This is a genomic window from Bacillus sp. JJ1532 (assembly GCF_036965085.1).
In the GTDB taxonomy this organism is placed as follows: Bacteria; Bacillota; Bacilli; order Bacillales; family Cytobacillaceae; genus Cytobacillus.
In genome coordinates this window covers 13,879-27,644 of the sequence record NZ_JBALOW010000052.1, presented here as the reverse complement: position 1 = coordinate 27,644, position 13,766 = coordinate 13,879, and the positions used below count along the sequence as shown (strand labels likewise).

The 13,766-nt window shown below is 38.0% G+C and carries 10 protein-coding genes; 3 read left to right on the top strand and 7 right to left on the bottom strand.

Translation table 11 applies throughout. The annotated features are described in order from the left end of the window. Nucleotides 1-371: 371 nt before the first annotated feature. Together V7122_RS18200 and V7122_RS18195 are read left to right on the top strand one after the other, a co-directional pair. On the top strand, nucleotides 372-1,691 hold the full coding sequence (locus V7122_RS18200) for a GntP family permease (protein WP_335528076.1): 1,320 nt from the start codon (nucleotides 372-374) through the stop codon (nucleotides 1,689-1,691). A 37-nt stretch (nucleotides 1,692-1,728) separates the two neighbouring features. Continuing rightward, nucleotides 1,729-2,652 carry an NAD(P)-dependent oxidoreductase gene (locus V7122_RS18195; RefSeq protein WP_335528079.1) on the top strand — a complete coding sequence of 308 codons (924 nt, stop codon included), beginning with the start codon at nucleotides 1,729-1,731 and terminating at the stop codon, nucleotides 2,650-2,652. 408 nt (nucleotides 2,653-3,060) lie between these two features. On the opposite strand, the gene V7122_RS18190 is transcribed toward V7122_RS18195, so the two are convergent. From V7122_RS18190 to V7122_RS18180, 3 genes are all read right to left on the bottom strand, one after another. After that, nucleotides 3,061-3,465: a (deoxy)nucleoside triphosphate pyrophosphohydrolase gene (locus V7122_RS18190; protein WP_335528073.1), complete on the bottom strand. Its 405-nt coding sequence runs from the start codon at nucleotides 3,463-3,465 to the stop codon at nucleotides 3,061-3,063. Between the two features lie 194 nt (nucleotides 3,466-3,659). Next, a complete protein-coding gene (locus tag V7122_RS18185; protein ID WP_335528070.1) occupies nucleotides 3,660-4,586 on the bottom strand; it encodes an Rpn family recombination-promoting nuclease/putative transposase in 927 nt (308 codons plus the stop codon). A 183-nt stretch (nucleotides 4,587-4,769) separates the two neighbouring features. Further along, nucleotides 4,770-5,627 carry an MBL fold metallo-hydrolase gene (locus V7122_RS18180; protein ID WP_335528066.1) on the bottom strand — a complete coding sequence of 286 codons (858 nt, stop codon included), beginning with the start codon at nucleotides 5,625-5,627 and terminating at the stop codon, nucleotides 4,770-4,772. A 176-nt stretch (nucleotides 5,628-5,803) separates the two neighbouring features. Here V7122_RS18180 and V7122_RS18175 point away from each other — a divergent pair, with 176 nt between their 5' ends. Continuing rightward, entirely contained in the window at nucleotides 5,804-6,574 is a 771-nt protein-coding gene (locus V7122_RS18175; protein ID WP_335528063.1) for a S1C family serine protease, read from the top strand. Between the two features lie 692 nt (nucleotides 6,575-7,266). Here V7122_RS18175 and sucD read toward each other — a convergent pair. From sucD to V7122_RS18155, 4 genes are all read right to left on the bottom strand, one after another. Continuing rightward, nucleotides 7,267-8,169: a succinate--CoA ligase subunit alpha gene (gene sucD, locus V7122_RS18170; RefSeq protein WP_335344679.1), complete on the bottom strand. Its 903-nt coding sequence runs from the start codon at nucleotides 8,167-8,169 to the stop codon at nucleotides 7,267-7,269. A gap of 46 nt (nucleotides 8,170-8,215) precedes the next feature. After that, a complete protein-coding gene (gene sucC, locus V7122_RS18165) occupies nucleotides 8,216-9,376 on the bottom strand; it encodes an ADP-forming succinate--CoA ligase subunit beta (protein WP_335528061.1) in 1,161 nt (386 codons plus the stop codon). A gap of 237 nt (nucleotides 9,377-9,613) precedes the next feature. Next, a complete protein-coding gene (odhB, locus tag V7122_RS18160; protein ID WP_335528058.1) occupies nucleotides 9,614-10,843 on the bottom strand; it encodes a 2-oxoglutarate dehydrogenase complex dihydrolipoyllysine-residue succinyltransferase in 1,230 nt (409 codons plus the stop codon). A gap of 27 nt (nucleotides 10,844-10,870) precedes the next feature. After that, nucleotides 10,871-13,708 carry a 2-oxoglutarate dehydrogenase E1 component gene (locus tag V7122_RS18155; RefSeq protein ID WP_335528055.1) on the bottom strand — a complete coding sequence of 946 codons (2,838 nt, stop codon included), beginning with the start codon at nucleotides 13,706-13,708 and terminating at the stop codon, nucleotides 10,871-10,873. Nucleotides 13,709-13,766: the final 58 nt, after the last annotated feature.

Below are 13,766 nucleotides of genomic sequence, written 5' to 3'. Positions count from 1 at the left end.
AAGGAGGACTTCAATAATGAAAACGTAATCAAAATGGCCAAGACGAATTAAATTGTTACACGGAATGAGACTGGGATGGAAGAAGATATACCTTAGCAAATATACTAAGAGTTTTATCTTAATTTAATAATTAATTTGAATAATATTGCGGATATGCGAACCTATTATCTCGAATTGAGAATATCTTAATTAATTTATTATTATTTCAAGTTTTATTAAATTGAGGTGTAAGTTTTATAAAGGTTTAATTATCGATCACGGTAAAGATTTCTAGTTAATTTTAAACAAAGGATGTAAAGTGGAGTTATTTCAGAATAATAGTTACTTACTTAATATCCATAACAGCTAGGGAAAAAAGGGGAAAAATTAGAATGGATATATTGGGTATAATTGGGATATTGTTAGGTATTTTAACAATTATTCTCTTTATTATTAAAAAGTTCAGTATCATCATTGCTGCACCCATAGCGACAATTGTCGTATTGCTGTTTAACGATGTACCTATACTAGAGACCGTATTTGGCAAAGAGAATTCTTATATGACGGCTCTAGCTGTGTTTGTTGCATCCAATTTCGCTATATTCTTATTAGGTTCTGTATTAGCGAAATACATGGATAAAAGTGGGGCAACGATTTCAATTGCAAATAAAGTATTGTCGGTGGTAGGAACCAAGAACCCGTACAACGCATTGGTAGCATTATTTATTATTTCTGCCATTCTTACTTACGGTGGTATTAATGTATTCGTCATCATATTCGCATTAATCCCAATGGCTAAACCGATCTTCAGACAACTGAATATTTCGTGGAAATTAGTTACCATTCCTGTGTTTGGCGGTACTTCAACGTTTACTATGACAATGTTGCCTGGGGCACCTTCCTTACACAATATTGTGCCTTCAACGGCTTTGGGCACTACATTAACTGCTGCGCCGGTTATCGGAATCGTCACTTCCATCGCAGCAATAGTCTTCATATTAGTATTTATGAAATTCTCGCTGTCCAAAAGCTTGCGTAAGAACGAGACATTTCATGCGGATGAGAAGGTTGAAAGCAGTAATGCGGCAACTGAGCGTGTGCTTCCTTCATTTATTATCAGTTTACTGCCTATCATCGTGTTACTAGGCATCATCTTACTATTTAGTTCTGTGAGTAATATCATTATTGTCGCATTAATTGTTGCGATCGTATTGAGTGCTATATTATTCCGTAAACAAATTGAACAGCAAAAAGAAGTGTTAAATCAAGGTGCTAACGAATCGTTATCATCCACGATAACAACTGGCAGTACAATTGCATTTGGTAGCATTGCTACAAGTGTTCCTGCGTTTAAGGGTGTATTTCAATTGATTCAATCCATTCCTGGACCTCCCATCCTCTCATTAATGATTGGTACAGGTCTTATAGGCGGTATTACTGCTTCAGCTGTTGGAGCAATTGGCATTTCTGTTGCGAATTTTGCCCCTATCTATTTAGAAATGGGACTAGATCCGGAAACGGTTCACCGCGCAATCGCAATCGGATCTGGAGCTCTATCAATAGTTCCTTATTCTGGATTCTTGATTATTTTTAACAATATAACGGGACTAACGATGAAAGACACCTTCAAAAATGGATTTATCAGTATAAGTGTTACCCATTGGATCGCAATGGCTGTTATCGTTGTCATGGCCATCTTAGGTTTAGCTTAAAGATATAAATCTAGCAAGTTCCTCAGACTTGTTTTGAATAATTCAACTTACGATACATCAAGCACTTTATTCTAAAGTACTTTTTGTAATAGATTTTACAAAATATCATCTAGGAGGAAAAATCATGAGTAAAAAAATTGGATTTGTAGGATTAGGAACAATGGGCTTCCCGATGGCAGTTAATTTAAAGAAAGCTGGTTTTGAAGTAATCGGTTATGATGCTTTTAAAGGTGTCTATGAAAAAGCAAGTGCTGCTGGAATAACAATGGTAGAAACTTTAAAAGAAGTGGCGGAACAAGCGGACGAAGCGATTATCTCAATGGTTCGTGACTATGCCCAAAATGTTGATATTATTTTTGGTGAGGACGCAATTCTTTCTGCCCAACCTAAAAATAAAACAATTATTGTTATGAGTACTCTTGACCCTGAAACAATGAATCAATTAGGCAAAAAAGTCGAAGAAGAAAGTGATTTGAGACTAATTAGCGCTGCAGTAAGCGGTGGTGCTTCAGGTGCTCAAGCTGGAACATTATCGATTATGACAGCTGGTTCCGAGACAATCGTGAAATCTTTCCAACCATATTTTGATGCGATTGGATCCAATACATTCTACTATGGCGAGGAACCAGGCAACAGCCAAGTAGCAAAATTAGTTAATAATATGATTCTAGGTATTAACATGAATGCTTTAGCTGAAGGACTTAAATTAGGTAAACACTATAACTTACCTGAAGAAGAGGTATTAAACTTATTAAAAGTAAGTACTGGTGATAGTTGGGTAGTTAGAAATTGGAGCGATGTTTCTGAATGGACAGCAGACACTGCCTTAGCCGTTCTACTTAAAGACTTAATTGCATCTTACAACCAGGGTGTTAAACATAATATTTCTTTACCATTCAATGCCTTATCATCCACACAATTATTTGACTCTATGGGAAAAGAGAAACCAGAAGCTAAATAATTGAAAGTTACCACTTAATTGGTTGATTATACCATCTCTAATAGGAAAGTGTTCTGTGTTGAACAGAATGCTTTCCTTATTTAATTTGCGTGAATGTTTTCTTGTCCATTTTTTATCACAAAAATTCTATTAAGAGATTATCCTTATTAGTGGCCTGGCCTTTTTTTGTAATTCCTTCAATTATATTGAGTTTTACGGATAAGGAAGAATTCTATTTTCCCCGATTAATCCTTTACTTCGCTATGATTTTTTCCGTGTATAATGCCGGAATCCTAACACAAATATATTTACAACCAAAGAAAAAAACAATTGATAAAACCCCATAAGTAAACGCTTGGATTTCATTTCATCCAAGCGTAATTTGTAAAAATTGCATTGTTATATGATTGGTTCTGTCAACATAGCCCGTTAGTTAGTGGGAAAATTCATTTCTATTAATTTTTTCACCGACGGAATATCAGCCGGAGCCCAATCTAGTGTACTCAGTTCATTTGGCTCTACCCATCTGATCTCCTTGTGTTCAGTGAGTCGCGGCTCCCCTTCTTTCAGTTTGCAGGCAAAGGTCGATAAATGAACGATACCAAAATCATACTCATGGACCGTATGATCAATCTGTTCGCCAATTTCAATTTGGCAATGCATTTCCTCCTTAATTTCCCGTTTTAGTGCTTCCTGTGGTGTTTCATCGACTTCTATCTTGCCTCCGGGAAACTCCCATTTGTACGGTATAATTCTATTTGCTCCTCTTTGTGCACATAAAATTTTTCCATTATGTATAATCACGGCGCCGACCACATATATATCCTTTTTCATTTAATCCCACCATCAGATTTGATTTTACCATTTAATTTAAGAAGAAAATTAAATACTTATCAATATTTACCATTAATTATTTCAGGTCCTACCCTAGTCTGTTCTATCAAACGTAAAAGCAAAAAACAAGGTCACGAGTAACTCATGACCTTGTGAAACTAGTTCCTGGTACATCAACCATTTACTTCAAAACATCATTTTTTCTTTATATTATTTATTTCATCCACACTTAGCCCTGTGATATCTGCTATATCCGAAATACCCATTCCCCTTTCAAGCATCTTTTTTGCAACATCCCGAAGTCCTTCTTTTTTCCCTTCTTTTAGTCCCTTTTCTCTTCCTTCTTCCCGTCCAAGCCTCCGCTCTCCCTGAAGATTGCTTAACTGATCGCGGAGTTCCTTCATTCTGGCTTCATAGATAACACGATTTTCTTTATTCGCGCTCAGAGTCTCCCATTCGATGAGTGCTTCTCGGACTTGTTCCTGGTTCATCGCCCATTCCTCCAATTCGGTTAAAAGTTCAGGATCCGTTCTTTTTTTGCGGTAGTCTGCTGCAGAAAGCATCATGAGCCACGGCAGTTCGGTTAAGTTTTGTTCTTTCAGCTTACGGCGGTATTTTCTCCATTGTACCATGAAAGTACTTAAATCAAAGACATGGAATTGGAGCAAATGACTCCATAAGAAATGATCTTCGTCTTCTTTAATATGGAAAATAGTATGGAAGCGATCGGTTTCTGAAGGAAAAAGCGGAAAGTTAAGAATTATTATGATGGTCTGTGGAAGATTAAGATAGGATTCACCGGTATGAATGGAGGAAGAAAACGTCTTGGCCCAATAATAGAGGATTCGTTCGGGCATATCATGCTGATTAATCAGCTGGATCTCAATATTAATTCGTTCACTTGCATTTGTGAAAACCGTCAAATCAAGCCGAACTGTTTTACCTTCATGTTGGTCCTTCACATATTCTGTATTTTCAAAGTTGAGATCGACTATCCGGTCAGATCCAACTCTACCAAGCAGGTCATTCAGAAACGCAATTGTAATATGTTTCCGTGTTGGATGACCGAATAACTGCTTAAACATGAAGTCAATTTTTAAATCGAGGTATTCTTTTGTCATGTGGAACATCCTTTCGAGGGAAATTAATGTGGTTAAGAAAGTTAAAATTGGGGGAATTTCCAACAACTTATTCTAAAGAGTTTCATCATTACATATTCGATTTAAAGAAGAAATCTCCTTCTTGTTCGTTGTTTTATTTAGTTTGGGAGAGGGACCTGCCCCTCGTCCCCTCCAAATTTGAAATTACTTTTCAAGTTCAAATCCATTTACAAAGTAATCCAAAGTCTCAAGCTCATCCTCATTCAAGTCTCGATTAATAATTGATTGATAGGCTATTTTTATGTCATCATATCGCCCTTCGAATTGTTCAGTTAATTGGGCAATATGCCTTAACAATTTAGCTTCTTCCTGGTATTCGTGTTTCGATACTGGTTTCCAATGGGAAAGGATGTAGGTTTCTGCATCAAATTGGTCGATTTTGTCTAAAAGCTGAAGTGTCCGTTTTACTGTCTGATTTCTTTTACTAGCATAAAGGTTAGCGTAGATCGCATCCCCCAAAAACAATATTTTTTCTTCTTTTATATAGACAATGGCAGAGTCTTGAGCATGATCGCCGCCAACATGCTCAATTTGACAAGTGACTTCGCCTAGATCAATGTCCATTCTTTTTTCAAAAGTTACTTCCGGAAGCTTTATCTTAATATCCCTCTCGCTTCCGAACTCTTTCTTAATAGCACTTGCGCAAAATTCAATCTCCACACCAGATTTCACTCGTTCATCCAAGGCAGCATCTGTCCATTCGAACGAAACGAGTTTTTCTAGCTCATCTTTCGTTTTTTTGGAAGCAACAGAAATCATGTCTAATGCAGACAATCCAAAAGTATGATCCCAATGCCAATGTGTAAGCACTACTAAACTTGGCTGAGGGATCTGATTCTTTTCTAACTCGCTAAGAAAATACTTCGCATGTGCTTCTGAATTGCCAGCGTCAATCATTAAAGACCGTTTCTCCCCAATGACCACGCCTAAAATAGGCCGATCAGTCTCCGAAACAGGTGTTTGATACCAAAACCGATTACTGATTTTTTCTAAAGTTTGCATCTGTATTCCTCCTACTCATTTTTCGAATAATCATATTATACAATTTTTTCCCTAGTAGAATACTAAACTAATTTGAAGCTTAAAGTAATCGCTTTTTTTAGCAAAATTGATCTGGCAATTGTATAGTAGATTTATATTAATAATAAAGTCCGAATACATATGAAAGGATTTTACTGATGAATCAATATGATACAGATGAAAACAAAGATAAATTCGAAGAACCGCCATTAGAGGATTTCTTGCCAAATGAAGAAGATGAATGGTTACGAGAAAAACAGATAAGGCGAAATTTAGTTGTAAAAAGAACCATTTCAGTTGGTGTAGCGATAGCATTAATAGTAAGCATGCTTCAAATTTGGCCGCAAGTCTTTAATTTATCATCGATTAATTTTTTACAGAAATCAGCTGAACTATCGAAACAGGAAGAGATTCAGAATTATAAGGAAGCCGTTGTTACTGTGCACGACCAGCATTCTAAAGGAACCGGATTCAATATATATAAAAATGGGTTAATCATTACAAATCACCATGTTGTCGATAACATGTATCCAATAACTGTCACATTCTCGAACGGAGACATTTTCCAAGCCACCATTTTACAATCATATCCCGACATCGATCTTGCCTTTTTACAAATTAATGGGGAACAATTACCCGCACTTTCTTTAAGTCAGCCTAATACATGGGCTGTTTCCGATCAAATTTATGTGATCGGCAATCCACTTTTGCACAATCAAATTGCGATTGATGGAGAAATACATGAGGGATCAGATAAAAATGGAGTTCTAATGCTCTCAGCACCGATATATAAAGGAAACAGCGGAAGTCCTGTTATTAATTTAGAAGGAAATGTGATTGGAGTTGTCTATGCATTATCTACGAAAGATCAAATAGGACTTGCCATTCCGATTGAGAAGGTGCTGGAGAAATTACCTGAGGGGTATTAATTTGTGCTGAAATGCTGTATAAAAGAATTTCTGATGAAGCAGCATTGAGACTATTTCTAATAATTTGTGTGAATAACTATTCACCTTGCAATGTCCATCCAGCATGGCTGCTTGGACTATTTCTACGCTTACCCTAATTGAAATGTCCGTCCAACACGGCTGCTTGGACTTTTTAAACGATTACCTTACTCGAAAAGTCCATCCAGCACAGCTGCTTGGACTTTTTCAACTCTTACCCACCTTGAATTGTCCGTCCAGCACGGCTGCTTGGACTTTTTAAACACTTACCCACTTTGAAATGTCCGTCCAGCACTGGTGCTTGGACTTTTTCAACGCTTACCCTACTTGAAATGTCCGTCCACCACGGCTGCTTGGACTTTTTCAACGCTTACCTACCTTGAAATGTCCGACCAATACTGTCTCTTGGACTTTTTGAACACCTACATACCTCATATCAGGAATACCCGCAGACAGCTCCTGGCTCTTCAAGTAGCCTTACCAACTTGCAATTCACTTTCTCACGTAAATCCTGTAATGTAAATAGCTCAAATGGAAAAAAACACTTATCACATAAAAGAGTGCGCTGCTTTTTCATGCAGCGCACTTAATAGGTAATAGAACTAAAGCAACTCATTTTCTTTGTTTAGAACTTATTATTAAAATGTCTTTGTTTAGTTCTGATTTTCCCTTAATTAATGTGTCTTACACTTATCATAAAGACCTTTTTCCTTAAGTACCTTAATCAATGTTTCTCCCATTACGGAAGGTGTATCAGCAACTTCAATTCCACATTCATTCATTACGCGGATTTTTTCATCTGCAGTACCTTTACCTCCTGAAATGATGGCTCCAGCATGTCCCATACGTTTTCCTGGAGGTGCTGTACGACCGCCAATGAAACCAACTACAGGTTTCGTCATATTCGCTTTTACCCATTCAGCAGCTTCTTCTTCAGCCGTTCCACCGATTTCCCCGATCATAATAACTGCATAAGTTTCAGGGTCTTCATTAAACGCCTTTAATACATCGATGAAGTTCGTACCGTTAACTGGGTCGCCACCGATACCTACAGCCGTAGTTTGACCGATTCCAGCTTGAGTTAATTGATGAACGGCTTCATATGTTAGTGTTCCAGAACGTGAAACAACCCCAACATGTCCTTTTTTATGAATATATCCTGGCATAATCCCAATTTTACATTCATCTGCCGTAATAACGCCCGGACAGTTAGGACCAACAAGACGAGTTTTCTTGCCTTCCATATAGCGCTTTACTTTTACCATATCCAGCACAGGAATATGTTCAGTAATACAGATGGCTAAATCAAGCTCTGCATCAACAGCTTCAAGGATCGCATCAGCAGCAAATGGAGCTGGAACATAGATGACAGAAGCAGTTGCGCCAGTAGCTTTGACAGCTTCAGAAACAGTGTTAAATACTGGTAAACCTTCTACTTCGGAGCCGCCTTTACCTGGAGAAGTTCCTCCGACAATTTTTGTACCGTATTCTAGCATTTGTTTTGTATGGAAAAGAGCTGTTGAACCAGTAATTCCTTGAACGATTACTTTTGTATCTTTGTTAATAAATACACTCACGTAAATTCCCCTTTCTGGTTTTCAAGTAACTGAAGCTTTTCAGTTATTACCCTACTAATGAAACGATTTTTTGTGCGCCATCAGCCATGGATTCCGCTGCAATGATTTCAACGTCAGACTCAGCAAGGATTTTCTTACCTAAATCAACATTAGTTCCTTCTAAACGAACAACTAAAGGCACCTTTAAACCAACTTGCTTTGCAGCTTCCACAACACCTGTTGCGATAACGTCACATTTCATGATTCCGCCAAAGATATTTACAAAAATACCTTTTACGTTTTGATCAGAAAGAATGATTTTGAAAGCCTCTGTTACTTTCTCTGCTGTAGCACCGCCGCCGACATCAAGGAAGTTAGCGGGATCTCCGCCGTAGTGCTTAACGATATCCATAGTTGCCATCGCTAATCCAGCACCGTTAACCATGCAGCCAATATTTCCGTCTAGAGAAATATAGCTTAAGTCATACTTAGAAGCTTCAATTTCTTTCGGATCTTCTTCTTCTAAGTCACGTAATTCTAGTATATCTTTTTGACGATAGAGAGCATTTGAGTCAAAGTTTAACTTCGCATCTAATGCCATGACTTTTCCATCGCCAGTAACGACTAAAGGATTAATTTCTGCAATGGAACAATCCTTCTCAATATAAGCTTGATATAATCCCATCATAAATTTAACAGCCTGTCCAACTAGCTTAGTTGGGATATTGATATTAAAGGCAATACGACGAGCCTGAAAAGCTGTTAAGCCAATGACTGGATCAATTTCTTCTTTAAAGATTTTTTCAGGTGTCTGTTCAGCTACTTCTTCAATTTCAGTACCGCCTTCTTCAGATGCCATAAGAACAACACTTGAAGTAGCACGGTCCAACACTAATCCAACATAATACTCTTTTTGAATATCGCAGCCTTCTTCAATTAGAAGTCGCTTAACTTCTTTCCCTTCCGGCCCTGTTTGGTGTGTCACAAGTGTTTTTCCTAAAATCTCAGCCGCATACATACGAACTTCTTCTAAATTTTTTGCAACCTTAACACCGCCAGCCTTTCCACGGCCTCCAGCATGAATTTGGGCTTTAACCACACATACTTCAGTTCCTAGTTCTTTTGCTGCTTCTACTGCCTCTTCAACTGTAAAAGCGACTTTACCGTTCGGAACAGAAACTCCGTATTGTCTAAGGACTTCTTTTCCTTGATACTCATGGATATTCATTGTTTTCCTCCTCTAGTTTAGAAAGCCTTATTTTTATACTAGGAAGCTATTCAAATAAACAAATGATAGCTTCCTTATTTTCCCATTATCAAAAACCATAGAGTGGTAATAAGATAATGCTCTTGATGCCCAATTCACCCTGTGAAACCATAGAGTGGTCATCAGATAACGCTCCTAATGCCCGTTTCCCACTGAAAAATCATAGAGTGGTCATCAGAATGCGCCCTGACGCCCGGTTCACCCTTCTAAAAGTAATTTTTCTGGGTCTTCGAGAAGTTGTTTCACTCTTACTAAAAAGCCGACTGCTTCTTTTCCATCAACAATGCGGTGATCATAAGAAAGAGCGATATACATCATCGGTCTAATTTCGATTGTTTCATTATCAATCGCAACAGGTCGGTTTTGGATTGAATGCATTCCCAAAATTCCTACTTGTGGCGCATTTAATATTGGTGTTGATAATAATGAACCAAATGTGCCCCCATTTGTAATGGTAAATGTTCCACCTTGCATATCTCCTAATGTAAGCTTAGAATCTCTAGCTTTCTTTGCTAAATCTCCAATTTCTCTTTCAATTTCAGCAAAGTTTAAACGGTCGGCATCTCTTACGACAGGAACGACTAATCCACCCTCAGTAGAAACAGCAACTCCAATATCATAGAATTTTTTCGCAACAATTTCATCGCCTTGAATTTCTGCATTCAGTAAAGGATAAGCTTTAAGAGCACCTACAACTGCTTTCGTAAAGAAGGACATGAATCCTAATTTCACATCATTTTGTTTTAGGAAATCATCTTTTCTTTTCTTTCTTAAATTCATAATCGCGGTCATATCAATTTCATTGAATGTTGTTAACATCGCCGCAGTGTGCTGAACTTCTACAAGACGTTTAGCAATCGTTTGACGTCTGCGAGTCATTTTAATTCTCTCTACTGGTTTGCTATCAGCAATAGTTGGCTGTTGTACTGCCGGTGTAGCTGCCGGAGATGGTTTTGCTGCAGGTGCTTGTGTTGATGGTTCATAATTAGATACATCCTGTTTACGCACCCTGCCTAATGGATCCACTGCAGCCACTTGATTTAAATCAATGCCGTGCTCTCTCGCATATTTTCTTGCAGCAGGAGAAGCAACTACATCACTTGAAACAGCAGGTGTTGGCTCTGATTTTTCTTCAGCAACTTCTATTGGTTCATTTTGACCGCTTTCAGAAGGTGAAGGGGCGCTGCCTTGGCTGCCTTCGCCAATAATCGCAACTGTTTCTCCTACATTGACAGTGTCCCCTTCTTCTTTCAATCTTTCTTGTAATACCCCATCGTACTCAGAAATAATTTCTACATTTACTTTGTCAGTTTCAAGCTCAAGTATATAATCACCTTTTGCGACCGTTTCACCAGGCTGTTTTAGCCATTGTGCAATGGTACCCTCTGTAATCGATTCTGCTAATTCAGGAATTTTGATCTCTGCCATTTTTCACACATCCCCTTTTGTAAATGTCTAGTTAGTAGAACTTACCTTTTCTTTTGCCGGTGTAAAGACATTGTTAATAATTCTTTGTTGTTCTTTTTTATGAACGAGCGGATCTCCTTCAGAAGGACTCGCCATATCCGGGCGGCCGTTATAGGAAACTTGTACATCATTCGGCATCAGTTGTTGTAAGCGTGGAGCGATATATGTCCATGCGCCCATATTTTTTGGTTCTTCTTGGGTCCAGATGACTTCTTTTAGATTTTTATATTTTTTTAATAGATTCTTAATTTCCTGTTCAGGGAAAGGATATAATTCTTCGATTCGAATAATATCCAGCCAGTCGAATTGGTCTACATCTGTTAAAGTATCTGAAAGCTCAACCGCTAAGCGGCCAGATGTAAATACGATTCTCTCCACTTTTTCTGGTTCTTTGCCTAGACCTGGCTGCTCAACAATCGGCTGGAATTCTCCATTCGTGAATTCTTCCAGATAAGCTGCGGCTGAGGCATGGCGTAATAAGCTTTTTGGTGCCATTAATACAAGTGGTTTTACCTCATCTGAAAGAAGCATGGCTGCCTGTCTTCTTAATATATGAAAATATTGAGCGGATGAAGATAGATTCGCTACAGACCAATTATTCTCAGCAGCAAGCTGGAGAAAACGTTCTAATCTTGCACTTGAATGTTCAGGACCTTGACCTTCATAGCCATGTGGCAATAACATGACAATCCCTGATGTTTGTCCCCATTTCGCTTTCCCAGCCGAAATAAACTGGTCTAGAATAACTTGGGCTCCATTTGCAAAATCTCCAAATTGCGCTTCCCATAACACAAGTGTCTCTGGAGAAATCACATTATATCCATATTCAAAGCCTAAAATTGCAGCTTCAGATAATACACTATTATGAATAGCAAAGGATGCATTTGAAGTACTCAGTGTATGCATTGGGCTATATTTCTCCCCCGTTTTTTCATCTGACAGCACGATATTCCGATGGGAGAAAGTTCCACGCTCAGAATCTTGGCCTGTCAGCCTGATCGGAGTTCCATCCTTCAAAATAGACGCGAAAGCTAATGCTTCTGCATGTGCCCAATCAATTTTCCCTTTGTTGTTAAAAACATCAAGCCTGCGCTCTAATATTTTTTTCAGTTTTCCAAACACATTGAAGTTTTCCGGCCATTCTAAAAGCTCCTCATTAATTTTCGTTAAGCTCGCCTTATCAACGGTCGTATCTACTTTTGTCACCTGTTTATTTTCAAGTGACAATATCTCCTCAAGAGTCTTACTTTCTTCTTGGGTTTTATCCATATTTTCATAGGCTTTTGCAAAGTTTGCCAAAGTATTCGTTTCAATGGCAGCTATTTGTTCTTCTGTTAAGGACTTTTCATTTAAAAGCTGTTGCTTATAAACTGCCGTTATCGTTGGATGTTTACGTACGATTTGGTACATAACTGGATTCGTAGCCATTGGTTCATCCATTTCGTTATGGCCAAGACGTCTGTAACCAATTAAATCGATTAAAATATCTTTGTTAAAAGTTTGGCGGTATTCGAAAGCCAACCGAATAACAGAAAGTGTAGCCTCTGGAGCATCCGCATTTACATGAAAAATCGGAATATGAAAACCTTTCGCCATGTCGCTTGAATATCTTGTTGATCTGGAATCTTCACTTTCAGTCGTGAAACCAATCCGGTTGTTAGCAATAATATGGATCGTACCACCGGTTTGATAGGCAATTGTACTTGAATAGTTAAGGGTTTCAGCTACAACTCCTTGACCTGGAAAAGCAGCATCCCCATGCACTAAAACAGCTAACGCTTTTGTGACATCCTGTTTTGGATATCCTTTTTCAGAACGATCCTCTTGAGCAGCTCTTGTATAGCCTTCTACTACTGTTCCCGCAATCTCTAAATGACTTGGGTTATACGCTAATGTTACATTTATTTCTTTATCATTGATTCTTCTTTTCTTTACAGCACCAGCATGATACTTTACATCACCAGTTGTACTTAATGTTCGATTTCGATCGAAATCATTTGGCTCCCATTTCGAATGCTGGAATTGTGAGAAAATCGCATCATATGGTTTTTCTAAAACATGGGCAAGTACATTTAGCCGCCCTCTATGTGCCATAGAAATCATTACATCTTGCATTCCATCCTCTGCACCTAAAGCAACGATTTCATTAATTGCAGGAACTAATGTTTCCAATCCTTCAACAGAAAAACGCTTTTGCCCTACATATGTTTTTTGAAGAAATTGCTCAAAGCCCTCTGCTTCATACAAATTTGTTAGTAGATCAGATTTTTGAACTTCCGTAAATTTCTTATTAAGAAAACCATTTTCTAATTTGTTTTGGAGCCATTTTCTTTCTTCAGGTTCGATATGCTGAATTTCAACCCCAACAAAGCCCGTATATACCTCTTTTAAATATTGTATGGCTTCTAATCCATTAGATAATTTGCCGCTCATTTCCGGACAAATCATTTCTACTGGGACTTCTCTTACATCATTTTCTGTTAGCCCATAGGAAGACAAGGAAAGCATTTCAGTTGGTTCTTGTTTCTCTAATGGATAAATATCTGCTTGTAAATGGCCCATTGCACGGATGTTTTCAGCCAATTTCAATACATTCACAAGTGCTTTCATTTTATTTAACACAAGTGAAGGCGATACGTTTTGCTGAGGTTGCTCGGCATTGTTGCCACCTTGCATTTCAGGTGCTCCCCATTTAGCAAACAACGCTCTTAAGCTCTCATCTACTAAAGTCATATCTTCTAAATACAAATCATACTGTTCTAATAAATAGCCAAGATTTGGGCCATGGAAGTCACTCCATGGATTTCCACTATATGTTTCTCGCATCTATTTTCCCTCCTAAAATTGTAGGCAAATAGTTTTTATAATTGGCAAATCTACTGTT